Origin of the sequence: Actinoplanes sp. CA-015351, assembly GCF_050955685.1 — a bacterium.
Taxonomy (GTDB): domain Bacteria; phylum Actinomycetota; class Actinomycetes; order Mycobacteriales; family Micromonosporaceae; genus Actinoplanes.
Window position 1 is genome coordinate 843,054 of record NZ_CP192102.1, and the last position, 24,440, is coordinate 867,493.

General features: G+C 69.2%; 22 protein-coding genes. 7 read left to right on the plus strand and 15 right to left on the minus strand.

What is annotated here, in order from left to right:
• The first annotated feature begins 37 nt into the window (after positions 1–37).
• Positions 38–2,047: a thioredoxin domain-containing protein gene (locus ACQP2E_RS03840; protein WP_433828498.1), complete on the plus strand. Its 2,010-nt coding sequence runs from the start codon at positions 38–40 to the stop codon at positions 2,045–2,047.
• Here ACQP2E_RS03840 and ACQP2E_RS03845 read toward each other — a convergent pair.
• Positions 2,026–2,589, minus strand: coding sequence for a Uma2 family endonuclease (locus ACQP2E_RS03845; RefSeq protein ID WP_433828499.1), 564 nt, complete (start codon positions 2,587–2,589; stop codon positions 2,026–2,028). The two genes, ACQP2E_RS03840 and ACQP2E_RS03845, sit on opposite strands and share 22 nt — an antisense overlap.
• A gap of 183 nt (positions 2,590–2,772) precedes the next feature.
• On the opposite strand from ACQP2E_RS03845, the gene ACQP2E_RS03850 reads away from it, so the two are divergent.
• Together ACQP2E_RS03850 and purE are read left to right on the plus strand one after the other, a co-directional pair.
• Positions 2,773–3,915 (plus strand): 5-(carboxyamino)imidazole ribonucleotide synthase, encoded by a 1,143-nt coding sequence (locus ACQP2E_RS03850; protein WP_433828500.1) that lies wholly within the window; start codon positions 2,773–2,775, stop codon positions 3,913–3,915.
• On the plus strand, positions 3,915–4,412 hold the full coding sequence (gene purE / locus ACQP2E_RS03855) for a 5-(carboxyamino)imidazole ribonucleotide mutase (RefSeq protein ID WP_433828501.1): 498 nt from the start codon (positions 3,915–3,917) through the stop codon (positions 4,410–4,412). Before ACQP2E_RS03850 ends, purE begins: the two co-directional genes overlap by 1 nt.
• Here the strand turns inward: purE and ACQP2E_RS03860 are convergent.
• Positions 4,409–9,529: an SCO7613 C-terminal domain-containing membrane protein gene (locus tag ACQP2E_RS03860; RefSeq protein WP_433828502.1), complete on the minus strand. Its 5,121-nt coding sequence runs from the start codon at positions 9,527–9,529 to the stop codon at positions 4,409–4,411. The genes purE and ACQP2E_RS03860 overlap by 4 nt on opposite strands.
• Positions 9,530–9,746: 217 nt before the next feature.
• Here ACQP2E_RS03860 and ACQP2E_RS03865 point away from each other — a divergent pair, with 217 nt between their 5' ends.
• Positions 9,747–10,901: an acyl-CoA dehydrogenase family protein gene (locus ACQP2E_RS03865; protein WP_433828503.1), complete on the plus strand. Its 1,155-nt coding sequence runs from the start codon at positions 9,747–9,749 to the stop codon at positions 10,899–10,901.
• A 489-nt stretch (positions 10,902–11,390) separates the two neighbouring features.
• On the opposite strand, the gene ACQP2E_RS03870 is transcribed toward ACQP2E_RS03865, so the two are convergent.
• The 3 genes from ACQP2E_RS03870 to ACQP2E_RS03880 form a co-directional block, all read right to left on the minus strand.
• Positions 11,391–11,492: a universal stress protein gene (locus ACQP2E_RS03870; RefSeq protein WP_433828504.1), complete on the minus strand. Its 102-nt coding sequence runs from the start codon at positions 11,490–11,492 to the stop codon at positions 11,391–11,393.
• Positions 11,493–11,536: 44 nt separating this feature from the next.
• The gene (locus ACQP2E_RS03875) at positions 11,537–14,143 is read right to left on the minus strand and encodes a response regulator (protein WP_433828505.1); all 2,607 of its coding nucleotides are present in this window, start codon (positions 14,141–14,143) and stop codon (positions 11,537–11,539) included.
• Between the two features lie 533 nt (positions 14,144–14,676).
• Positions 14,677–15,099, minus strand: coding sequence for an ATP-binding protein (locus ACQP2E_RS03880; RefSeq protein WP_433828506.1), 423 nt, complete (start codon positions 15,097–15,099; stop codon positions 14,677–14,679).
• A 436-nt stretch (positions 15,100–15,535) separates the two neighbouring features.
• Between ACQP2E_RS03880 and ACQP2E_RS03885 the strand changes: the two genes are divergently transcribed.
• Positions 15,536–16,744 (plus strand): PP2C family protein-serine/threonine phosphatase, encoded by a 1,209-nt coding sequence (locus ACQP2E_RS03885; RefSeq protein ID WP_433828507.1) that lies wholly within the window; start codon positions 15,536–15,538, stop codon positions 16,742–16,744.
• Positions 16,745–16,927: 183 nt separating this feature from the next.
• Here the strand turns inward: ACQP2E_RS03885 and ACQP2E_RS03890 are convergent, their stop codons facing one another.
• From ACQP2E_RS03890 to ACQP2E_RS03935, 10 genes are all read right to left on the minus strand, one after another.
• Positions 16,928–17,197, minus strand: coding sequence for a GlsB/YeaQ/YmgE family stress response membrane protein (locus ACQP2E_RS03890; RefSeq protein WP_433833752.1), 270 nt, complete (start codon positions 17,195–17,197; stop codon positions 16,928–16,930).
• A gap of 353 nt (positions 17,198–17,550) precedes the next feature.
• Positions 17,551–18,285, minus strand: a complete 735-nt coding sequence (locus ACQP2E_RS03895; protein WP_433828508.1) for a GAF and ANTAR domain-containing protein — start codon at positions 18,283–18,285, stop codon at positions 17,551–17,553.
• A gap of 40 nt (positions 18,286–18,325) precedes the next feature.
• Complete coding sequence (locus tag ACQP2E_RS03900; RefSeq protein WP_433833754.1) at positions 18,326–19,063, minus strand: GAF and ANTAR domain-containing protein; 738 nt, start codon at positions 19,061–19,063, stop codon at positions 18,326–18,328.
• A 281-nt stretch (positions 19,064–19,344) separates the two neighbouring features.
• A complete protein-coding gene (locus ACQP2E_RS03905) occupies positions 19,345–19,659 on the minus strand; it encodes an STAS domain-containing protein (RefSeq protein WP_433828509.1) in 315 nt (104 codons plus the stop codon).
• A gap of 183 nt (positions 19,660–19,842) precedes the next feature.
• A complete protein-coding gene (locus tag ACQP2E_RS03910) occupies positions 19,843–20,151 on the minus strand; it encodes a hypothetical protein (protein WP_433828510.1) in 309 nt (102 codons plus the stop codon).
• A 70-nt stretch (positions 20,152–20,221) separates the two neighbouring features.
• Entirely contained in the window at positions 20,222–20,611 is a 390-nt protein-coding gene (locus ACQP2E_RS03915; RefSeq protein ID WP_433828511.1) for a DUF3618 domain-containing protein, read from the minus strand.
• Positions 20,608–21,033, minus strand: a complete 426-nt coding sequence (locus ACQP2E_RS03920; RefSeq protein ID WP_433833756.1) for a phage holin family protein — start codon at positions 21,031–21,033, stop codon at positions 20,608–20,610. The genes ACQP2E_RS03915 and ACQP2E_RS03920 overlap by 4 nt, the downstream gene beginning before the upstream one ends.
• A gap of 681 nt (positions 21,034–21,714) precedes the next feature.
• Positions 21,715–22,329: a DUF3618 domain-containing protein gene (locus ACQP2E_RS03925; RefSeq protein WP_433828512.1), complete on the minus strand. Its 615-nt coding sequence runs from the start codon at positions 22,327–22,329 to the stop codon at positions 21,715–21,717.
• Positions 22,305–22,721 (minus strand): phage holin family protein, encoded by a 417-nt coding sequence (locus ACQP2E_RS03930; RefSeq protein WP_433828513.1) that lies wholly within the window; start codon positions 22,719–22,721, stop codon positions 22,305–22,307. Before ACQP2E_RS03930 ends, ACQP2E_RS03925 begins: the two co-directional genes overlap by 25 nt.
• On the minus strand, positions 22,718–23,455 hold the full coding sequence (locus ACQP2E_RS03935; RefSeq protein ID WP_433828514.1) for a hypothetical protein: 738 nt from the start codon (positions 23,453–23,455) through the stop codon (positions 22,718–22,720). Before ACQP2E_RS03935 ends, ACQP2E_RS03930 begins: the two co-directional genes overlap by 4 nt.
• 291 nt (positions 23,456–23,746) lie before the next feature.
• On the opposite strand from ACQP2E_RS03935, the gene ACQP2E_RS03940 reads away from it, so the two are divergent.
• Together ACQP2E_RS03940 and ACQP2E_RS03945 are read left to right on the plus strand one after the other, a co-directional pair.
• A complete protein-coding gene (locus ACQP2E_RS03940; RefSeq protein WP_433828515.1) occupies positions 23,747–23,971 on the plus strand; it encodes a hypothetical protein in 225 nt (74 codons plus the stop codon).
• A gap of 222 nt (positions 23,972–24,193) precedes the next feature.
• The gene (locus tag ACQP2E_RS03945; protein ID WP_433828516.1) at positions 24,194–24,415 is read left to right on the plus strand and encodes a hypothetical protein; all 222 of its coding nucleotides are present in this window, start codon (positions 24,194–24,196) and stop codon (positions 24,413–24,415) included.
• Positions 24,416–24,440: the final 25 nt, after the last annotated feature.

Consider the following 24,440-nt stretch of genomic DNA (forward strand, 5'->3'; position numbering starts at 1 on the left):
ACCGGGAAGGTGGACGGGCTTGTGAGAGGGTTGGTCCATGAACCGGCTGGGAAGTGCCACCTCGCCCTACCTTCTCCAGCACGCCAGCAACCCCGTTGACTGGTGGCAGTGGTCGGCCGAGGCGTTCGAGGAGGCGCGTCGCAGGGACGTGCCGGTGATCATCTCGGTGGGTTACGCAGCTTGTCATTGGTGTCATGTGATGGCGCACGAGTCCTTCGAGGATGCCGCGATCGCGAAGCAGATGAACGAGGGCTTCGTCTCGATCAAGGTGGACCGTGAGGAACGACCTGACGTGGACGCCGTCTACATGACCGCGACCCAGGCGATGACCGGGCAGGGTGGCTGGCCGATGACGGTCTTCGCGACCCCGGACGGCGACCCGTTCTTCTGCGGCACCTACTTCCCCCGGGAGCGGTTCGGCAAGCTGCTCGAATCCGTCGGCACCGCCTGGCGCGAGCAGCGTGACGACGTGCTCAAACAGGGTTCCGCAGTCGTCGAGGCGGTCGGCGGGGCGCAGATGATCGGCGGCCCGACCGCGCCGATCTCCGCCGGGTTGCTCGCCGCCGCGGCCGCCGGGCTGGAAAAGGAACAGGACCGTGAGCGCGGCGGTTTCGGCGGCGCGCCGAAGTTCCCGCCGCACATGAACCTGCTCTTCCTGCTGCGCCACCACGAGCGCACCGGCTCGGCCGAAGCCCTCGAAATCGTCCGGCACGCCGCTGAGCAGATGGCTCGCGGCGGCATCTACGACCAGCTGGCCGGCGGCTTCGCGCGGTACGCGGTGGACGACACCTGGACCGTGCCGCACTTCGAGAAGATGCTGTACGACAACGCCCTGCTGCTGCGGGTCTACACCCAGCTGTGGCGGCTCACCGGCGACCTGTTCGCCCGCCGGATCGCCGACGAGACGGCCGCTTTCCTGCTGCGCGACCTCGGCACCGCGTCCGGCGGCCTGGCGTCCGCGCTGGACGCCGACGCGGAGGGGGTCGAAGGGCTGACCTACGCGTGGACGCCGGCCTCGCTGACCGAGGCACTCGGCGCCGAGGACGGCGCGTGGGCCGCCGACCTGTTCCGGGTCACCGTCGCCGGCACCTTTGAACACGGCTCCAGCGTGCTGGTCCTGGCCCGGGACATCGACGAGGCCGCCCCGGAGATCGTCGACCGGTGGCGTGACGTGCGCTCCCGGCTGCTCGCGGCCCGCGCGCAGCGGCCTCAGCCGGCCCGCGACGACAAGGTGGTCGCCTCCTGGAACGGGTTGGCGATCACGGCGCTCGCCGAGCACGGCGCGCTCACCGGATCGGCTGAGTCCCGCGACGCTGCGATCGCGTTGGCCGAGGTCCTGGCCGACCGGCATCTGATCGACGGCCGGCTGCGCCGGGTCTCCCGGGACGGGGTGGCCGGCGAGCCGGCCGGGGTGCTCGAGGATTACGGCTGCGTGGCCGAGGGGTTCCTCGCGGTCTTCCAGGTGACCGCCGCGCCTCGGTGGCTGTCGCTTGCTCGGGAGCTGCTCGATGTCGCTCTGGCGCGGTTCGCCAGCGGGGACGGCGGGTTCTACGACACGGCCGACGACGCGGAAAAACTGCTCACCCGCCCGGCTGACCCAACCGACAACGCCACGCCGTCCGGGCTGTCGGCGCTGTGCGCGGCGCTGGTGTCGTACGCGGCGCTGAGCGGCTCGACCTCGCATCGGGAAGCGGCAGACGCGGCTCTCGCCACTGCCGGGCCGCTGATCGGGGGCCATCCGCGCTTCGCCGGATATGCGGCGGCGGTGGCCGAGGCGGCGCTGACCGGGCCGTACGAGATCGCGATCGTCACGTCCGGGCCGGTGAACGGTGATCCGCTGGTGGAGGCGGCGTGGAAGCAGGCGCCGGGCGGGACCGTGATCGTCGCGGGCGAGCCGGATCAGGAGGGTGTGGCCCTGCTGGCCGACCGGCCGTTGATCGGCGGGGAGTCGGCGGCTTACGTCTGCCGGGGTTTCGTGTGCGACCGCCCGGTCACCACAGCAGCCGACCTCACCACCCGTTTGGGTCAGGCCTCCGGGGACAGATGATCCCGGACGGCGGTCTGCAGTAACCAGCTCAACGGAACCTTCGCGGACACGTCATAGGTCCCGCCGTCGTTGAGCCGGTAGAGGGTGACAGTGTTCGCGGAATCCCGCGCGACCATCCAGTAGTGGGGGATGCCGGCCGATGCGTATTCGGTCACCTTGGTCACCTGGTCCGTCGCGGCGGACCCCGGTGAGATGATTTCGATGACGAGGAGAAGGTCATCGACGTCGTACCACACCGCATCCCCGGGATCGCGTGACCAAACAGCGAGGTCAGGGATGCGCCCGGCGTCTCCCTTGGGACTCCTGATGCGGATGCCCGGCACCTGCATGAGCTGATCAGCCGGCCAGCCCGCCATGCCGAACCACAGGGTGAGTCGAGTGGCGATCTTGGCATGCTTGCCATCCGGGGGAGGGACCACGGTGAGCACTCCCTCGATGCTGGTCTCATATCGGTGCCCGTGCTTATCGGCCTCGATCATCGCCACCAGGTCGTCGAGCGTGATGGTGGCGGGCATCAAGCCGCCGATCGCCTCTGCGCTCATAACGACATGTTATCGACGGTGACGGGCCGGTGTCGCCTTGCAGATTGTCAAGGTGGCCGGAGAACCGGCGGTAGCGCCCGGAGGGCGGCCGGCCCCGTGGTGCGGTTGGCGGAGGCGTAGGGCGTACCCAAGAAAGGGGTTGATTTTCGGTCTTCGGGGTGGCGTCGCTAGGCTGGCCTGGCGATGGATACCCGAACCGGTCTGCCTGTAGTCGGCATGGTGGGTGGCGGCCAGCTGGCCCGGATGACCCACCAAGCTGCCATTTCTCTCGGCCAGTCACTGCGTGTGCTCAGTGAGAAGCCTGATGACAGTGCCGCGCTCGTCGCGGCTGACGTGCCGATCGGCACGCACACCGATCTTTCCGCTCTGCGTGAGTTCGCGAAGGGCTGCGACGCGGTCACATTCGACCACGAGCACGTGCCGACCGAGCACATCGAGGCGCTCGAGGCCGAGGGCGTGAAGATCTTCCCGGGGTCGAAAGCGCTGGTCTTCGCACAGGACAAGGGCATGATGCGGGAGCGCCTCGCCGCGCTCGGCGCGCCCGTCCCGCGCTGGGCGCGGATCAGCACGGCCCAGGACATCGAGACCTTCGCGGCCGGGTCCTGGCCGGTGGTCGCCAAGGCAACCCGAGGTGGGTACGACGGGCGCGGCGTCTGGATGGTCGGATCGCCCGAGGCCGCGGCTGACCTGGTGTCGACCGGCATCCCGCTGATCGTCGAGGAGAAGGTTCCGCTGCGGCGGGAGCTCGCGGCGCTCGTGGCGCGGTCGCCGTTCGGGCAGGTCGCGGCGTACCCGGTGGTGGAGACCGTGCAGAAGGACGGCATCTGCGTCGAGGTGCTGGCGCCCGCGCCGGACCTGGACGAGGAGCTGGCGCTCGACGCGCAGCAGCTCGCCATCGACCTGGCGAACGAGCTCGGGGTCGTCGGCCTGCTCGCCGTCGAGTTGTTCCAGACCGACGACGGCATCGTGGTCAACGAGCTGGCGATGCGTCCGCACAACTCCGGTCACTGGACCATCGAGGGGGCCCGGACCTCGCAGTTCGAGCAGCACCTGCGGGCCGTGCTGGACTACCCGATGGGTGACACCACGCTTACCGCGCCGGTCGTCGTGATGGCGAACGTGCTCGGCGGCGAGCCCGGCGGGATCTCGATCGACGAGCGGCTGCATCACCTGTTCGCGGCGGATCCGGGTGCTCGTGTGCACCTCTACGGCAAGCAGGTCCGGCCGGGGCGCAAGATCGGCCACGTGACGGTTCTCGGCTCCTCGTTGGAAGAGGTCCGTGCGCGCGCCGCGCGGGCTGCGAAATGGCTTCAGGAAGGCAACTGATGGCACCCGTCGTCGGCATCATCATGGGCAGCGACTCCGACTGGCCGACCATGGAGGCCGCCGCGATCGCGCTCGCCGAGTTCGAGGTGCCGTTCGAGGTCGGTGTGGTCTCCGCGCATCGGACCGTGCGCAAGATGCTCGATTACGCCGAGTCGGCCGCTGACCGGGGCATCAAGGCGATCATCGCGGGCGCCGGCGGTGCGGCCCATCTGCCGGGCATGGTGGCGGCGCTGACCCCGCTGCCGGTCATCGGGGTGCCGGTGCCGCTCAAGCACCTGGACGGGATGGACTCGTTGCTGTCGATCGTGCAGATGCCGGCCGGGGTTCCGGTCGCCACGGTGTCGATCGGTGGAGCGCGTAACGCCGGGTTGCTCGCGGTCCGGATCCTCGGTGCTTCGGACCCGGTACTGCGTGCCCGGATGCTCTCCTTCCAGGCGGGACTGGAAAAGATGGTCGCCGAGAAGGACGAGGCGCTGCGCGCCAAACTCCTCGGCTAACGCATCTTCGACAGGACGTTTCGGATGTCCTGGGTGCGGCGGCGGTTTTCGCTGGTCGCGCCCAGGAACAGCAGCACCACACCGAGCGGCACCAGGACCAGCCACGGTCCGACCAGGTTGAAGCCGAACCAGAGCGCTGCGAAGATGGTCGCGATCGTGCCGATCACCACGGGCGCCTGCTGCTGAGTACGCGAACCGACGATCAGCGTCGCCACCGCACCGAGCAGCAGCAGCACCGGACGGGTGTCGCCACCGGCGTCGGCGAGCACGATGCCCATCGTCGGCACGAAGGCGGCGATCAGCGCTGGACCGTACGCCGCCCAGCTGCTCAGATCCGGCCGCTGGTGTGCCTCGACCACGCCGACCGCGAGCGCCAGCGTGGCGAACGGCAACGTGTACGCCTCCGGGACCGCCACCTCGGCCAGTGCGATGAACAGCCACCAGCCGACGATCTCGAAACCGACCGCCACCCAGAACAGCGTGCGCCGCTGCTGCGGGGTGCGGTCCGGCCGGGACGCGGTGAGGCCGAGCACGGCACCCCAGGCCGCCAGCAGCGCCGCCAGATGCGCCGGGGAGTCGAACGCCAGCACACCGGCGATCAGGGCGGACGCGTAACCGCACCACTCGACGGTGACGGCTTCGGCACGGTACTGCGGCAGGCCGAGCCGGGGCAGCGCCGCTTCCAGGGAGAGCAGCACGGCGCCGACCGCGAGCACACCGAACGCCGCCCACTGCCGCGCCAGCCCCGCCGAGATCGCCACGGTCAGCACAAACATCTGACCCATCAGCGCGGCGAAGAGCCAACCCAGGATCCGAGCTGCTTGGGTACGCCCACCGACCGCAGCGACCAGCCCGACACCGATCGCACTGCCCAGTGTGAACAGGGTCAGCGGCTCATCGGCGAGACTGCCGGCGAGCCCGGCGCCGCCGGCCAGCAGACCAACCACGAAGACGATGCTGCGCGTGGTCCGCAGCAGCGGCGCACGGGTGGCCGCCGGCGGCGGGGTGAGCGCCAGGCCGAGCATCGAGATGGTGAAGACCACCAACGCCGCGCCGGTCGCCGCCGGGAACCCGGCGTGCAGCGCGATCGGCGTGATCAACAGGGTCAGCGCCACACCCGGCAGGATCACCGGCACCGTCTCGGAGGCCTTGCCGCCGAAACCGAGCGCGGCGAGTGCCGCAGCGCCGGTGAGCAGGATCGCGGCGAGCGCGCTGGTGGCGTCCACGGTTCCGGCGTCCGGCACGGCCAGCGCCGGGATCGGGCCCTCCCAGATCGCGTTGATCTGCTTCAGTGGGTCGATCAGAGCGGCACGCAGGGCCGGCGCGAGCGAGAAGAGGGCCAGCAGGGTCGGCAGCAGCGCCAGCCAGACCGCGCCGGTAGCCGGGTCGGCGAGCCAGCGTTCGCCCAGCCCGCCGGCGGTCAAACCGCTCGACCGCAGGGTGCCGCGGCGGGTCCGGACATATCGGGGCGCCGGATATTCGAGCGGTGCCACCCGCTGCACCGGAGCCGGGACGGCGCCGCGCAGCAGCTCGGCCAGCACACCGAGCAGGGCGGCCGCGGCGGCGTACAAAGCGGTCGGGTAATCGCTCGGCACCGAGGTGAGCGCGGTGATCGTGGCGCCGAGCACCAGGCCGATCGTGGCCCACGGCAGGTACTGCGGGATGTACTGGCCGAGGGCCGCCAGCACGGCCAGGCCGATAGCGGACGCGGCCAGCGCGGCGGTGAGCACAACCGGGGTGCCGAAACCCTGGTCGGCGGCGGTCGCGGCGAAGACACCGGGCAGGGCGAGCAGGATCGCGCCGGTGGCCGCGCCGCCGATCTGGGCCCGATGGCGGGGCAGCGCGCTTTCCGGCAGCTGGCCGTCCTCGGCCTCCAGGGCTTCCGGGGCGGTGCCCCGGATCGGGATCCGGGCGGTCACCGCGACCAGCACGCCGAGGAGCACCACGAGCAGCAGGCCGAGCGCTGTCGCCCAGGGCCGGACCAGGCAGGTCGCCACGGCGTGCAGGAGCACCACGGCGGCCACTCCGGCCCGGGCGCGGGCGGCTGCCGGGGACGGCGCGGCCACGGCGGCCAGGCCGTACGCGATGGCGACCGCGCCGCCGACGATCAGCGGTGCCCACCACGGCATGCCGAACGCGTACGGCGCGCCGATCGTGGCGAGCGCGGCGGCCAGGCCGGAGGCGTAGTGCGACCACGGCTTGGACATCCCGATGGCGGCCGTGATGGCGACCATGACCAGGGCGAACGGGGCCTGCCAGGCGCCGGCGGGCGGCTCCTGCGCGTACTGGCTCAGGTCGGCGGCCCAGATCGGGCCCGGCGCGGCCAGGATCCGCAGACCGCCGACCACCGCCTGGGCGCCGGCGATCAGGCCGACCACCAGGGCGGCGATGCCGAGACCCCGGGACGGTCCGCGTTTCCAGTCCTCCGGAAGGACGGTGACGGCCATCCCGACCAGCAGCACCACGACACCGGCCACGGCGAGCGAGGCGTCCGGGAAGGCGAGCGCGGCGACCCGAGCCAGCGCGCCGCAGATCGCCACGGTGGCCGCGGCGGCCGCGATGTCCGCGCCGTCCAGCAGCCGGTCGTTGCGGCCACGCTCGTCGATCGACTTGGCGAAGAAGAGCAGCCCGGCGGCGCCGAGCAGCAGCGCACCGACCCAGATGTCGGGTGCTGCCGCACCGGGCGCGAAGAGCGCGGCCAGGGCCATCGCCACCGCGCCGAGTCCGGTGCCCAGGGTCAGCGGCACGCTGATCTCCCGGCGGGCGACCTGGTAGACGGCGGCGTAGCTGAGGGTGCCGGCCACCGCGAGGAACCCGGCGGCCAGCGCCGGCACGGTCGCCTGGGCGGTGGCCGGTGGCCCGCCGCCGGTGTCGGAGATCGCCAGGGCGGCAGTCACCGCGGCGCCCGGGATGGCGAGCGCGGCGCCGCCTGACGCCCAGTCGCCGATCATCCAGGCGAAGAGACGGACCGGGATCTGCCGAGCGGCGATCGCCACCATCACGCCGGCGCCGGCGATCGCGGTCAGCACCGCGGCGGTCAGCCAGGAGGCGCTCAGCGAGGCGGCCGCACCGAACAGGCCGACGATGCCGGCCGCGATGATGTGGGCGAAGGCGATCCGCCGGGTGCTCGCCCACAGGCCGGCCGCACCCAGGCCGATCGCGGCGAGGACAAGCGGCCAGGGCGCCTCCGACCAGGGCAGGCCGAGTGAGGCGGGCACGGCGAGCGCGGTCAGCGCGATGCCGGCCACCGCGCCCTCGTGCCGGATGCTCGACGGCAGGGCGAGCGCCGCCGCGATGGTGAGCAACAGTGCGCTGAACGCCAGCAGCCAGCCGGACGGACCGACCGCGTCAGCGAGCTGCTGCGCGTAGGCGGCGGTGTCGGCGTTCCAGATCGGGCGGGCCGCGACGACCGGGGCGAACGCTGCGCGGAGCGCGTCGATCGAGACGATCAGTCCGATAATGGTCAGGGCGCCGGTTGACGCGTACTGCGGGCCGCGGCGGATCGGCTCGGCCAGCAGCCCGACCACCGCGCCGGTGATTGCGACGGTGGCCGCCGCGATCACCAGGGTCCAGTGCGGCGCGACCACATCGGCGAGCCGGGCCGTCGTACCGATGACGGCGAGGGTGAGAACAGCGCCCGCGATGTTCATGGCGAGCGGGTTTTTCAGCAGCCGGGCGGCAGCGACCCCGGTGAGCGCGGCCGCGACCAGGATCAGGCCGGAACGCAGGGCGTCCGCCACCACCTGGGCCTGCAGCAGGGCCACCGATGAGTAGATCAGCGCGCCCGCGCAGGCGAAGCAGAGCAGCGCGAAGGTCAGCTCGCGGAGCCAGTCGGCGGACGGCGGGCTGGCCGGTGGCATGAGCGGCACCGAGCCGGCCGGTGGCGCGTCCTCGGGACGCGGCCCGGGGAAGATCCGGGTCGGCAGCCAGCGGCGCCGGGGCTTCGCCAGACCGGAAATGATCAGGTCGGGCTCTTCCGGGTGGGACTCCGGGCGCGGTGGGGCGTCGGGATCCAGGTCGATCTCAGCGGGCGCGCGGTCGGCCGGCGTCGGCCGGCCCAGCGGCCAGCGCGGCACCAGCCGGCCGGACCGGATCACGGTGGTGAGCAGCAGAAGGTCGAGCACGGCCACGGCGGTCAGGGCCAGGCCCCAGCCGGCCGGGCTCTGGATCATCGGGTACGCCAGGAGCGGCGCGACCGGCTGCGTGGCGATGACCGTGGCGTACCGCGGAGCGGCCAGACGAGTGACGCCGGCGTAGATGAAGCCCGCCACCGCCGTGATCGCGAACGTGATGCCCAGGTAGAGCGCGACCGGCACGTCCGACCCGCCGACGATCGTGCTGCCGTGCATCGCGAACAGCGTCATCGGGAACAGCGCCAGGCCGACCGCGGCGATCGTCTCGCCAGTCGAGGTGAGACCCCGCCGGGCCACGCCCGGCGCGACGGTGAGAGCGATGCCTGTCGCTATCGCGAGGATCAGGGTACGCGCGAACGGGTTGTCCACCGCGACACCGGCGAAGACCACGGCGGCGATGCCGAGCAGCAGCGCGCCGAGGGCGAGCAGGATGTTCTGCACCGATTGGGTGGACGCCTCGGGCGGGTGACCCGGGGGAGGGGGCGGCGGCCGGCGAGGCGCGGTGGCGACCCGCTCGGTCGGCGGCGGATCGTCGACAAGCAGCGTGACCCCGTCGGTGGCGACGCCGGGCGGGCCGGTGTGCCGGGCGCCGGGCTCGGCCCAGTCGGGCGGCGGGTTGCGGTCGGGCCGTGGGTTGCGATCCGCCCGGGGGTTGCGATCGGGTCGCGGTGCGGCACGATCACGGCCGCGAGGTGGTGGCGGCGGGTCGTCGTGCTGCGGGCGCGCTCCCGCTGGGGGCGGCGGAGGAGGCGGGAAGTCACCGCCGTCCGGTGGCCGGCGACGCGCGGACCGCTTGTTGCTCTTGGCGCCCTTGGTCTTGTTCGCATGCGCCAGGATGTCCCGCTGGAACTGCGCGGCCTGGATCTTGCTGGCGATCTTGGTCCGTTCGGACGCGGCCTGCATGTCCTTGATCTTCAGCTCCGCGATGGAGGCGTCGATCCGAGCCAGATCGTCGGCATAGCCGGACTCGTCAGCCTGCGCCACGGGGCCTCCTCGACTCCTCTTGGTAACTAGAGCATGCCGGTCGGACACCTCATTAGAACAGTCTCAACCGGGTGGAGATCTACGGAAACGGCGCGGAACCCGGCACTTTTCCTGGGGTTACTTCTCGGGGGGATCTTCCGCACACTTCCGTCTGTTGCATCGGCTGCGCTACGCGCCGGTAACATGACGTCGGGACCCCTTAGGGAAGGTTAAGGTCATGTCTGATTTCGACGCATACCGGCTGCCGGAGGACCACGAGACCATTCGTGCCGCCGTGCGCGAGGTCTGTGATGCACGCGTCGCGCCGAACGCCGCTGAGGCCGACGAGACCGGCGAGTTCCCCAAGGCGTCGTACGAGGCCCTGCGCTCGTCCGACTTCCACGCGCCGCACATCCCGGTCGAGTACGGCGGCGCCGGCGCGGATGCCCTCGCCACCGCGATCGTGATCGAAGAGGTGGCCCGCGCCTGCGCCTCGTCCTCACTGATCCCGGCGGTGAACAAGCTCGGCACCATGCCGCTGATCATCGCCGGCTCCGAGGAGCTCAAGCACAAGTATCTGTCGAAGGTCGCGGCCGGCGAGGGCATGTTCTCGTACTGCCTCTCCGAGCCGGACGCCGGCTCGGACGCCGCCTCGATGACCACCCGCGCGGTCCGCGACGGTGACAGCTGGGTGCTCAACGGCGTCAAGCGCTGGATCACCAACGCCGGCGTCTCCGAGTACTACACGGTCTTCGCTGTCACCGACCCCACCGCCCGCTCCCGGGGCATCTCAGCGTTCGTCGTGGAGAAGTCCGACGAGGGCGTCAGCTTCGGAGCGCCGGAGAAGAAGCTCGGCATCAAGGGCTCACCGACCCGTGAGGTCTACTTCGACAACGTGCGCATCCCGGCCGACCGCATCATCGGCGCCGAGGGCACCGGCTTCGCCACCGCGATGAAAACCCTGGACCACACCCGGGTCACCATCGCCGCGCAAGCCATCGGGATCGCGCAGGGCGCGCTCGACTTCGCCCTTGGGTACGCGAAAGAGCGCAAGCAGTTCGGTAAGCCGATCGCCGATTTCCAGGGCCTGCAGTTCATGCTGGCCGACATGGGCATGAAGCTCGAAGCAGCCCGCCAGCTGACCTACGCCGCGGCCGGCAAGAGCGAGCGCGGCGACGCGGACCTGACGTACTTCGGCGCGGCCGCCAAGTGCTTCGCGTCGGACGCGGCCATGGAGATCACCACAGACGCGGTGCAGATCCTGGGCGGGTACGGCTACACGCGCGACTACCCGGTCGAGCGCATGATGCGCGACGCGAAGATCACCCAGATCTACGAAGGCACTAACCAGGTCCAGCGAATTGTCATGGCGCGGCAACTATTGAAGGGCTGAGGGAGCAAGTTTTCCCAGTTCAGAGTGGGGTTGACTCTTCGGAGTCAGCCCCGTTTTCTATCTACGAGTCCCTCGTAGATATCGGCGATTTACGGATGTGCGGCTCCGGCTGGGCCGGGCCGGTGCTGGGGAGGCGGATGGCGTGCGCGCTGAAGGGGAGTTTTTGCTGGTCAGGGGCTATTGCTCGCTGCTCGTTGGCGGGCGGTTCTCATACTCATGCTGACGATCCTTTGTGGATATTTTTGGTTAGTGTTCTGGCTAAATCCTGGTCAGTTCTACTGATGCATCGGAATGCATGGATCGAGCACCCGTCTGCCCTGCATGGTAGTAAGGGTGCTGACCTGGACTTATTCGGTCTAGCGGCTGCCGCAGTAACATGATTCGAGTCTTCGCTACGCTAAGTGATTTATGCGGGGTGCGGCCTCTGGGGAGGCGTTAAGACTTGCTGCGTAAGGACTGGGCCGATGGTTGCGGGCTTGGAGCGGCGCCTCACGTGATGATCACAGGGCAGGCGGCGTGCACGGCGACTTTGATCGCGACGGAGCCCAGCAGCAGGCCGGGTAGGCCGCCGCGGCAAGCCGAACCAGACAACCACCGCCTTCATCCGCGGTACACCACGCAGGCCCATCCGGAGCTCACGAAGCAGGAGTGGCACTCGGGTCGTCGTGGAGGGGGCGGGGTGTTTGTAGCAGGGTGTGGGCGCGAGTGAGCAGGTCTTTGTTGTTGAATGGTTTACCGATGTAGTCGTCGGCGCCGGCCGCGCGGGCAGCGGCTTGTTCGGCCGGGTGGTGGCGTACGGACAGCAGCATGATCGGTATGTGTTGGGTGGTGGATTCGGCGCGGAGTTTGCGGCAGATGTCGAGGCCATCGATGCCGGGTAGCGACGGGTTCATGACGATCAGGTCCGGGATGTCGGCGAGGGCGCCGGCCAGCGCGGCGTCGCCGGTTGTGGTGAGGCGGGTCTGGTATCCGGCACGGGCGAACAGTCGTTGTACGACGGCGGCGATGTCGGGCACGTTCTCCCCGATGAGTACGGTGGCCATGGTGTCTTCCTTCGAGTGTTCGAAGGCGGCATGGCGGTCGGTGGCCGGTAGCCGCACGGTGATGGTCGTGGTGCCGCCCTGGTCGGGGTGCACGGTGATGGTGCCGTGGTGAAGTTCGGTGATGATGCGGGCCAGGGCCAGGGTGGTCGCGCCGCCGGTGGCGGGCAGGCCGGTGGTGTTGGTGTCCGACAGTCGCTGGTACAGGTCGACCGGGTCGTCGTCGCTGCGGCGCGGATGGGTGACGGTGAGTTCGGCGGCGCCATCGACGAGGTCGAGGGCGACCGCAACGTGCCCGCCGGCCGGGGTGGCGCCGATCGCGTAGGTGATCAGCCGGTCGGCGAGTTGGCGTAGCCGGTCCGGGTCACCAGTGACGGTGACGTGCGGGCGCAGGTCGCACCGCACGGTGAGCTCCGCGATGGCGGCGGTCGGCTGGTTGTCGGAGCCTGCGGCCGCGACCAGGTCGCAGAGGTCGACGAGGGCGTCGTTGAGGGGAAGGGTGCCGGCGTCGAGGGCGGCGAGGTCGAGCAGGTCGTCGACGAGGGCCCGAAGTTTCGTGCCGTTGCGGTCGATCGCTTGTAGGTACTGCCGGTCGTCTGCCGGGTCGGGGCTGGGGTCGTCGAGCAGCATCTGGGTGTAGGCGGTGATGGCGGTAAGCGGGGTACGCAGTTCGTGGCCGACCAGGGCTACCAGGTCGTTCTTCGCATGGTCGAGTTGCCGGGCGAGGTGGTCGGCATGGTGGCGTGACAGGTAGTAGCCGAATCGGTCGGCGATTGCGGCGAGTAGGCCGGTGATCAGGAACTCGTCGTGTTCGGCTGTCTGCGCCACGCCGCTGAGCACGCCGAGGGTGGTGTCTCCGGAGGGCACGGCTACGGCCGCCAAGGTGTGCATACCCCGTGCGACGCAGGCCTGGATAAAGGCAGCCGCGCCGGGGGTGAGCATCCGGGTCGGATCGAGGTCGGCGAGGGCGGGCACCCAGATCGCCTGCCCGGTGGTCCACACCCGGCCCAGCCCGCGGTCGTTCCTGCCGATCCGCTGCGGTAGCAGGCCGGTCAGATCCTCATGGCCGGCAGCGGCGTGATGCCCGGCCGGGAGCAGGCTGTCGCTGACCGCGTCGACGAGCCACAGTGTCAGATATGGCCAGCCCAACGCCACACTGACCGCGCGCAGCATGCGCGGCACCGCCTCGGCGACGGTGTCGTGGCGGGTCAGGATGTCGGCGACCTGCATCTCGCAGTCGCGGAAACGCTGCGTGCGACGCCGCGCTGTGACATCCACGATGGTGGATACGGCACCTTGTCGGCTGCCGTCGGCTGCGGGAATCGGCTGGCTGTTGACTTGTAGGTAACGCTCCGGCTGGCCGGGCACCAGAAGCAGTTCTTCCGCGTCGCGGATGGGCCGGCCCTGCAGGGCCCGGGTGATGGCTAGTTCGTCCGATGCCATCGGGGTGCGGTCGGGGTGGTGCAGCCGGGCGACCACGTTGGTCATCGCCTGGCGGGGTGTGGCGGCGTCGGGTATCGCGTACATCTGGCGTGACGCTCGGTTGAACAGCAGCGACTGACCGTCGTTGTCACAGACCACGACTCCCGCTTGCACGCTGTCGAGCAGGGCGGCGACGAAACCCTCTCCGTCAAGGGCGTCTGTCACGGCCTGCCCGAGCCCGACGACAGGCGAATTTGCCCCGGGTTCGCCGGGCGGCGGTGTGTCCAGCAGGGGGCCGATCAGCGTCGACAACTCGACAAGCGTTGTCAGCTGCTCGGCGGTCCACGAGCGGGGCACGGTGTCGAACACCGTCAACGATCCCAGCACCTGATCGTCGGTGTCGCGTAGCGGCACGCCGAGAAACGCCCGTACTCCGTACTGCACTGCCAGCGGATGCTCTCGCAGTTGCGGGTCGGCGTCGGCGAGCATGTCCGGGACCTCCACCGGAGCGTCGACGCTGACCACGTATTTGCACACCGAATAGGTGACATCGGCGCGGCGCCCGGCCGTCAACTCGGGCGGCAGCCCACGGACGCCGGCGAAGATCTCCTGCTCCGGGCCGACGAGTGTCGCCGCCGCCATCGGCGCGCCCAGCAGATGTGCCGCGGCCCGGGCGATGGCATCCAGCGGCATCGCCAGCCTCGGCACCATCTGCTCGGCAAGCCGTACCGCACGCAGCCGCTGCGAATTTTCGAGCACTGAAGAATCCAGGACCACCATGACTGCCTGACCTGACTCACCTCAGGCGGACCCAGCTCAACAGGCTGGGCCTTACCGTCCGACCCCGGGCCGCAGTCGCGGCGGTGGTGGATAGGCAAGTCCACGAACAGAGCACCTCATATCTGACAGTAGCCCCAATCTCCGGAAAAATAATGAAACGGATATATGATCTTCGTTCGAGCGGGCCGGCGAGATCGACGGCCTCGACCGCAGGCGAGGACCTGACGCCGAGCTGCATCAGGGCGCCGGGCCCGTGTACGCCAGCCAGATGGCCGAACAGTTCTGCGAAAGCCCGGACCGCTGCCGGACGTGTGCCCGGTGATCGAAGCTACGCGGCACGCCACTACGGCCGGGGGGCGGCGGACCTCGGGTACATCACCAACAGCGTCGGCCAACTTCACTTCGGTTCTGCTGGCCGTCGCACCTGGAGCGTCGACGAACGCGACGCGGCCACCGAATGCCGCGACGAGCAGGCGGCGCAGCATCAGTCCCGCTCCAGCCCGGTGAAGGCTGGCCCGGAGCCGGCCGTGTGATCAACGCGGTGACGTTGTTGTGATCAACGCCCAGACGGTCTTACCCGCCGAAGCCGGAGCGGGCCGGATGCCCCAGTCATGGGAGAGGGCGGCGACGATTGGCAGGCCCCGGCCGCCGGGTCGGCGCGGATCCGGTGGGCGGATCTGCGGCAGGTCGGGGCAGAAGTCGGTCACCTCGATCACGACAATGCCCTGGTCGCGGGTAAGGGTCAGCCGACCGCCGTCGCCGGTGTGCTGGGCGACGTTCTGGACCAGTTCGGTGATCACCAGGAGGGCGTCCTCGATCAGCAGGGCCGGTAGCTGCCACTCGAGGAGAATCTGGTGAGCCCACTGTCGCGCCGGTGCGGCACTCGTGCCGTGCTCGAAGAGCCAGTAAGCCTCGTTCTGGCCGGTGTGCGCTGCTGCCTGATGTGCCACAACCACCCCCGACCCATGTTGTGCGATCCGCAATATAGCGGCTGACTTCCCGCTGTGACGCCCTTTGCGATCGTGACAGTCTCATGACAGTAGTCGAATCGTGCCATCGAAAACCTGGCACTGGTGCCTGTTCAAAGCCGTCGCTGTGGGGGAGAAGCGGACTGAATGGTTCGTTATGCGTCCGCGTTGTAGCCGTATGCCGGTTTTGCCGATGAATATGCACTTCGTGCCTGGTCAACGCTCATAGAGCAAAGAGATCGCAAGATCTGCGACGAAAGAGGCGCGCCTGGTGCGGCCGTAGATCAGTCGCGGTGGCGGGGCGCAATAATGAGGTCCGGGATCCGGGGTCGCGTTCGGGCTCGTGAGCGCATCACTCGCCCGGCTTGTGTAGCGGAATCCGATCCACAGCCGGTGACCTGACCGGTCATCCAGGAGAGGAACCATGATGGCCGGTGGCGATCAAGCGTCGGCTACCCCGGCGCAGCGCGGGAAGGACGCGACAGCAAGATCGCAAGCTGTTCCGGTCGGCATTCTGCTCGTCGAGGACGACGACGCCGACGTCCTGCTGACGCGCGAGTATCTCGCCGACAGCGGCCTCACCTACCAGTTCCAGCATGCCGGCACCCTGACGCAGGCAGCGGCACTCACCATCGTCCCCGACTGTGTGCTGCTAGACCTGAACCTGCCGGATGGCCACGGGCTGTCCGCGCTGGCTCAGGTCCTGCGAGTGTGGCCGGATACCGCCGTGGTGGTCTTGACCGGGTTGAACGACACCGCTATGGGCAGCGCGGCCGTCGCCGCCGGCGCTCAGGACTACCTGGTCAAGGGAAACGTCGACGGCGTGATGCTGGGCCGCACGATCCAGTACGCGGTCCAGCGGCGCCACGCCCATATCACCGAACGACAACTGGCGGAGAGCCGGTTGCAGACCCGGGAGAACATCCGCCTGCAACGCGGCCTGCTGCCCAAGCCCTTGACCACCGGCGCGGACCTGACCGTGACCAGCCGCTACGTGCCCGGCCAGCAGCGTTCCCTGCTCGGCGGTGACTTCTACGACGTGGTCCAAGACCCGGACGGGGCGATCCATGCTGTCATCGGCGATGTCTGCGGTAACGGACCTGACGAGGCGGCCATCGGGGTAGGCCTGAGGGTGGGCTGGCGCACCCTCACCCTGGCTGGTGTCGGTAAAGCCGAACGGATGCGGCTGCTCGAGCAGATGCTGGTCGCCGAACGCCCCCATGACGCGATGTTCGCGACCGCCTGCACCGTGCGCATCAGCTCGGACCGGTCAGAGGCGATTGTCGTCAGCGCCGGTCACCCGCCACCGTTGGTGATCACCCGCAAGGGTGCAGTCCCTGCCCCGATCCGATCCCACCTGGGCTTGGGCATGTTTCCCGGCCGAGGTCGTTGGCAGGAAAGCGTCGCCGCTCTACCCGCCGACGCGGGGCTGCTGCTGTACACCGATGGCGTCTATGAAGGCTTCACCGAAAACGGCAGCCGGCTGGGCGAACAACGCTTCGTTGAGCTGGCCTCGCAGCTGGCCACGACGACTGATCCGTCCGCGTACCTGACGGATCTACTGGCCGAAGTGCAACGTGGTGATGACGGACGCCACAGCGATGACACCGCTCTGCTCTACCTCACCTGGTAATCCCCGGTCGTCGTCATCTGTTGATCACCGAGACACGGTGAAGGTCCGCACCGCGTGGTAGCGGTTGGGGCCTTCACCGTGTCTCGAGCGGGCTCGGATTCTTTTGCCTTTCCAGCCAGATTCTGTCCGCGTTCCATCTGGGCATGGACGCTGGCGAGCGCTTTGATGATCCCGCGGATGGAGTCAGAGACGGCGGCGTCCGCGGGCGCCAGCCACGATGGCAACACCGGCGGCGGCGAGGGCGACCTGGATGGCGAGTTCGATCCAGTCGATGCCGCGGGTGTCATCGACGCCGATCGCAGCGGCTAGGAAGGTGCCGAGGATGGCGGCCACGACGCCGATGAGCATGGTCAGCCAGATCGGAATGTTCTGCTTGCCTGGCACGACCAGGCGGCCGAGAGCGCCGATGATCAGACCGATGACGATGGCGGTGAAAAATCCGGTGACATCCACGTTGCGCTCCAAGCCGAAAGGATGGGTTTACCTGCCGCGGTGTTCCCACTGGAGGGTGACTGTCAAACGTCAGGGTGGCGCAGACGTGGTAGCCGCAGGGGCCTGGACCAACGAGAAGGATTCGCTGCCGTTGCGGTGCGCAAGCCAAGCCGGACCACACCATGGCGCAGCGCGTGACGGCCGCGGTGCTGGCGGATGTGCCCGCCCGGGTGTGCCGAGTAGAACCGGGGGTTGAGGTGGGGGTGGGTGGCCGGTCACGGGGTAGTTGCAGGCATACCGTGGTGCCGTGGGGGCGCACGGTGCCGCTCACAGCGCGGGGTTCAAAGGTGTCGAGTTAGGAATCGTCTGCGCTTTTACGCCTCGGAACTCGTTGTTCCCAGGGAACGGGATCCGGCGTCAGTGACGATCTGGCGAGCGACGTCGGTCAGCCGGTGATTGTGCTGGCGGGAACGGTGGCGGATCGCGGTGAACGCCTCCTCGACGCTGACACCGGTTGCCTGCGCGACGACGCCCTTGGCCTGCTCGATGACGACCCTGCTGTTCAGCGCATCCTGTAGCTGGCCGGCCAGTGCCTCGCCGCGGCGGATGGCGCTTCGCCGCAGGAGCCCGCCGGCGGCTACTTCCGCGAGGGCCTGCACGACTGCGGTGTCCGCGTCGGAGAAACGTTCGCCTTCGGCGGCACTGAACACGTTCACCGCTCCGATGACCTGATCGCGCTGCCGCAGCGGGAACGCGTGCACCGACCGGAAGCCTGCTCGAGCGGCCTGGGGTGTGAAGCGCGGCCACCGGCGTGCCGCTTCCCGCGGATCGGCGTTGATGATCGGCTCACCAGTGCGGTACGCGTCCAGGCAGGGGCCTTCGCTTTGCTGCAAATCCAGGAGTTCGGTCAGCGCGGAGTCGCCCGACCCGGTGACGAACCCGAGGCAGCCGCCGCGGTCAGCCACCAGCACTCCGGCGGCCTGCGCCGCGGTGAGGGCGGTGACCCGGTCGGCGAGCATGCGCAGGTAGACGGTGAGGTCGAACCGGTCGACCATGGTGTCAGCGACCTCGACGAAGACCGCCGCCAGCCGTTGCGGGATGACGGTCATGCCTGTCCCTTGCGATGGCGTTGTACGGCTGCCGGCCGCATCAGAGGCCCGGCATCGAGTTGGCGGTGAATCTCAGCCGCCGGTCGACGACGTCATGGCACACGTCGTCAAGGCCCCGGCTCGCGGCGTACGAGTGCGCGCGCAGCCGCAACAACGCTTCCTGGCTGTCGACGTCGAGCTGCACGAGCACCATGCCGACAGCCTGATGGACATGGTCGCGGTAGCCATGACCGGAGACTGCGGCAGCGGTATGGGTCAGGGAATCGGTGTTGAGCAGCGCGTACCCGGCGGCGATGGCACACGCGCGGGCGATCGACACCTGCTCGTCGGTCAGCGCGCCCGAGGTACGGCGGTACAGGTCGAGCACGCCCAGCGGGACACGACCCGCCCCCACCGGGAAGGCGAAAATCGCGGACACGCCAAGAGCGCTGACCGCTGGCAGGTACGCCGGCCAGCGGTCCCGATGTCGCGCCTGGTGCAGATCGGCCACCAGAACCGGATCGCCCCCGGCGAACGCTTCCCAGCCCGGCCCCTGGGCCTGCAAGAACTGCAGATCCTCCACGGCTGCGATGACACCGTCGCTGGCGTGAACGGTCTGACGAGCATCAGGCCCGGTCATCAAGGCCACCGCGGCGCCGTCAACACCGGGCAGCCTGCTCAGACAAGCGACGACCACGTCAGCCACCGTGCTGCACTCATGCTCGCCTCCGGGACCGTCGACATCGTCGCGACGAGTGTGGGCGCAAAGCCCGGACACGCTGAAATCGGATTGCCCCACGGCGACGCCTTCTCCCAGATGAGTTGAGTCCGCGCGGTGTTGATGCGTAGTGGGCAACGGGGTCCGGGTATTTCACGCCGCTCGTCATCGCGGAATGTACTCCTCACCCTACCCGCCGTCAGACCGGCATGCCCGACCCGCGGTCTGGCGGCATGGCGAACTTGCTCCCACGATGACTCCACGGTGCCGGAGCCGCCCGAGCAGGTCCTGAAAGATGGAACCGCCGCTCCAGGACGGCTGGCGGAGCGCTCGGGCAGATGCCGCAACGGCCTACCACGAAGCTATTTCAATGGTTGTGTCAGCGTCTCCAGCATGCCGACGATTTCGAGCACGCGGCGGACCCGCGGCGACTCGTTCGTGACGCGTAAGCGCATCGCCCGTTCAGCCGCGGCGCCATAGGCTTCATCCAGCGTCGCGATTCCTGAGGAGTCGCAGAAGCTGACCTCCGCCAGGTCGACCAGGATCGTCCGAGTGTCCGCATCGTCGAGGGCCTCGAACAGGACGCGCTTGAGGTCCGGCGCGGTTGCCAGATCTATCACGCCGGCTACGGCGATGTCCACCACGCCTGCAGCGGTGCGGCGGACATCGACGTTCACGTGGTCCTCCGCGTCTGCTGCCGGCTGTTCTGACACCTAGATCAGGGTAACCGTCGTCGGTCTAGCTCCGATCGGTGCTCAATTCGCCAGGATCGGTGTCACCTGCTCCGGCCGAGGACCGTCGGGTGTCCAGCGCGAGGTGCTGGACACCCGAAGAGTCCGCTTGTGGCTTTGAAGGCCGGGTTACAGCGACGGCTGGCTCGATGCTGGCGTGGTGGACGGGGCCGGTGCGGGCTTGCGTCGTGCGGGACGCGATGTGCTCGGCGAAACCACCGTCGGCGTCGTGGCGGGCTCATCGCGTCCCGCGGAGCCGAGTTTGGCGGTCACCGTCTCGGCGCCGGTGCCGAGCAGGGCTTTCGCCTTCTCTTGCGCCTGGACGGCGGTGGGATGGGCGCTCACCTTGCGGGCGGTCGCGACGATCTGCTCGTACTTCTCGCGGCCGGCCCTGGCACCGAGGACGTAGCCCACCGCGAGCCCGGCTGCCAACTTCATGATTGCCATACGAACGTTTCTCTCCGTCAGGTGTAGTTGTCGTGTCCGGTGTTCGGGACCGCTTTGCCGCTCAGCGGTAACGGCGGAGCCAGGCTGCCGGCCCGGAACGGGCCCGGCGCGCTGCTGCGCGCCGACGCTGGACCACCACAAGCGCGGTGCACAGGACAGCGGCTGCCGCTGCGGTGATCGCCGTCGGTGGCAGCGCCCGGCGCACCGTGGGGTGGCGGCTTGCCTCAGTCAATCGTTCCTTGGTGGTAACGGCGGCCTGTGCGGTCTTTGCTGTCGCTACGGAGACCCGCTGCCGAGCCTGGCCGGCGGTGTCGCTGAGCGCCTGCTTCGCCCGGGTCTTGACATCAGTCTTGGCCGCGAGGGCTTCGACGGTGCCGCCGAGGTCCGCACGGGTCTGCTGGATCTCGGCGCGCAGTTGCGCCGGATCGGTGGGGCTGGTGGGTGAAGTCATGGTTGCCGTCCTCGATGTGCTGCGCTTTTCACGGTCTGGATGTCGGCTTCCACACCAGCGATCGCGTCCTGGGGCACTACCGGGTTCGCTTTGGACAGCTGCTTCTTGCCCAGCAGAGCGGCCACGCCCGCGGCTGCGAAGACCACGACCATCACGACCAGGACGGCCAGCCACAACGGCCACACCATGTCCAGGGCGACCACGGCCAGGGTCAGCAGCAGGCCGAGGCCGAACCACGCCAGCACGGCGGCGCCGCCGAACAGGCCGCCGCCGACACCGGCTCGTTTGCCTTTCTCGGCCAGTTCCAACTTCGCGAGCGTCAGCTCGTCGCGGACCAGTGTGGAGATCTGCGCGGCCGCCTGGCTCACCAACTCTGCCGTCGACGCCGTGCCGGCGGCTGTCGGTCGGGGGGACTCGTTCATCGTCACAGTGCGCACCTCCTCGCTACCATGCCGCTGCTGTGCCCACCGCGTAAACAGGCGAAACCGTGCCAGTACTCGGCCCGCCGCCCGCGGCGGATATCCGACGGCCGCGGCGCCGGAAGCTCCGGTGTGTCCGCCCCATAGGGCCGTCGCTCCTACGGCTACGCCTCGGCGGCCCGAACCAATGGCTGTTCGCGGGCTAGGACCAGCATGTTTGCTTGGGCGCCGCGGTACAACGATCTCGGCTGGCGGCTACGAGCCGGTGCGGGAGACGCGACGGCCAAGGCGGCCGAGCACGGACACTCTTCGCCGGGAAGCGATCTCCGGGGCGACGCCGCTGCGGTCGTGTCCATCGCCTACACGGGTGGAGCACTGCATAGTCCCGCGGCGGTGATCACGATTTAGAGGAGACCGTGACCGAGCAGCAGCGTGTCGGCGGTGAGGTCCGCAAGGAGCGAATCGAGGCCGGCCTGCCTGACGAGGACCGCCGCCGCGCCATCGGCTGATCAGCTGTCTATGAGTACGAACCTATCGGCGCCTTTCCCCCGATCGAAGAGGGAGAGGCTCCGGTTTCCGTCGTTCACGATGGCATTTAAGGCATCTTCGATGGCTCCTGCGCGGGCAGGACGGTAAAGCAGCTTGTGCCGGCCTCCGCAGGGAGGCCGGCACATGAGAGCTCGTTCAGGAGGCGTGCTGTGCGGCCTGCCGGGTCTGGTCCTTGACGTCGTGCGCCGAGGACTGTGCCTGACCCTTAGTGGTCTGTGCGGCATCCTGAGCGGTCTCCTTCACCGAGGCGACAGCGTCCTGCACCGGATCGGTGAGGTCGCTCTTCACCTCGGTGGCGAGGTCCTTCACCTTGTCGGTGAGGTCTCCGCTGTTCTCCTTGAGCTGCTGCCCGGCGCGGCGCTCGGCGTCGGTGACCGGGATCAGGGTGGCGGCGAGCATGCCGACACCGAACGCGATGACGCCGGCGGCGAGCGGGTTACCCTGCGTCTGGGTGGCGACGGCCTGCGGCGCGCTGCGAACGGCTTCGGCAGCGTCGTGGGCCTTCTCGCCGGCGACGTCACCGGCATGCGATGCCTTTTCCTGTACGGTGCTCAGCGCTGACGAGGTGCTGTCGGCGGCCGCGTGGCGTGCGTGGTCGGTGGTTCCCATGACCTTCTCCCTCACTGAATTCCAGCGCCGCTGCGCGACCTTGCTGGGGCTGGTCTTCTCGGCCAGCAGATCGACGTCGCGGGTCAGCGACTCGCGGGTGTTCTCGATCTGCCGCCTCAGCTGGTCGGGTTCTTCAGCCATTGCGCATCCTCCTTGAGGGTGTCCACGGTGCGGTGGGGGACGGGGTCGACGGTCTTGAGCTTGTTGCGGCCGGCCACGAACAGGGCGCCGCCGATGGCTGCCCAGAGGAGGGCGACGATGAGCGCGGCCCAGCCGGCGTCCATGACGTTGGCGAGGCCGAACACGGCGGCGAAGCTGAGCAGCACGACGGCGAGGTAGCCGGCGAAACCGGCGACGCCGAGCATCCCGGCAGCCTTGCCGGCCTTCGTCGCTTCCTGCTTCATCTCGGCCTTGGCCAGGTCGACCTCTTGCCGGAACAGCTGCGATAGGTCGTTGCTGATGTTGCCGATCAGCTCACCGATCGAGGTCTCGGAGACCTCCTCGTCGGTGCGGTGCGAGTGCGGGATCGTCACGGCCGCGGCTCCGGGTTCTGGTATCCGTACGGGTCGTTCGTCACGGCGGGGATGCCGGTGCCGGTGGCCGCGTACTCGGTGCCGGTGTTCACGCCGTTGGTGACCGGCACGACCGGGACGGCGGGGGTGACCGGAGCGACCGGGGCCTGGTAGGCCGGCGGCTCGGAGACGAAGGTGTCCGGGGTGGTGCTGGTGCTGGCGCTGGCGCCGGCGTTCGGGTCGGCCTTGGCGACGCTCTTGCCGAGGCGCCCGACGACGAATCCGGCGGCGAGGGCGGTGGCGAGGAACGCTCCCGGGCGGCGCCGGGCGAAGTCCTGCACCTCCTGGAGCACACCCTCGGGACCGTTGCGGTCGAGGTAGTCGGCGAGCTGGCGGCCGCCGTCAGCGACCCGCGACACCACTGCCGCGGCCGGGGAGTCCGGCCGGTCGCCGCGCATCTCGTCGAGGTGCTCGGCGGTCTGGCGGATGCTGCTGACCAGGTTGTCGTTCTGGGTGCGGGCCTGCTCGGTCACCTTGTCGCGGACGTCGGCGGCGAGGGTGCGAGCCTGGGTCTTGGCCTCCGCGCCGACACGCTGGGCCTGCTCCTTCGCGGTGTCCTTCACGTCCACGGCGGCCTGGGTCGCGGCCTGCTTGCTCTCCCCGGCGACCTGCTTCGCCTTGGACGAGTCGTCCGGTGAGGAATAGTCCGGCGCGGAAAGATCCGGCGAGTAAGCGCCGACGGTTCGGTCACTCATGGTGCCTCCTACATTGGCCTGGGTTCGATCAATGAAGTCCCCAGTGCCAGGACTCTTAATCGTCGGCCGGCGTCCTTAGTTCAACCCGGTGCGCATGCGGTGTCACGGGTGGATACAGGCCGCGGACCGTCGCTCCCCGAACTTCTTATGACCTATACAACATGCGAGAGTGATTCATTTCCGTCCGCGCCTATCACGGGAGACGGTTGCGTCCGTGCGTGAGGATGCGAAGTTCGACCGTCCACGGCAGACCCGCGGTGGTGAACGGGGACCGGACGCCCAATGGCGTGAGTGACGTCACCGGCGCCGGGCGTGCGCTACCGGCTGATCTCTCAGGTCGGCGTCGGTGGTATGGCCGTGGTGTGGCAGTGCCATCACCACCGCCGGACGACGCTGCCGTCGGCCACCAGCCGCCGGCTCTTCCTGACGATGGCGCGCTTCCCGATCCAGGCGCGGGGGTGGGCGCCAGGCGAATGGGTGCGGTGTACGCGCTGGCTGCCGCACTGGTGCTCGTAGCTACCGGTGCGACGGTGTGGCTGCAACCCACTTCGGAACAGCAAGCAGCCGCATCGGCGCCCGCACCCGCCACGACCAGCTCGGTCGCAAGTCCAGGATCTGCGGCGAGCGGAGCCGCTGCCGAGCCGCCAGCCGGCGCGTCGAAGGCGCCGATCAGCGCCGAGCCGGGCGTTGCCGAGCCCCGAGCCGGGGGTCACCACGACGGCCCCGGCGGCGCAGCCGGTGGAACGCACACTGTCATCGGCCGCCGGCTCCGTCCGGGCCATTTGCCCGGACGCCGGGACCGCGCAGATCTTGTCCTGGACGGCTACCAAGCCGTACAAGATCAGCGGCGGTGACGAGGAGCCGGGACCGGCGCCGACGGTTTCCTTCAAGCACGGCAAAACCCAGATCACCATGACGGTGACCTGCGACGGCGGGGTGCTGTCCTCAACCAGCACCTGACCTGCCGAGAGCGGGCCGACGAGCG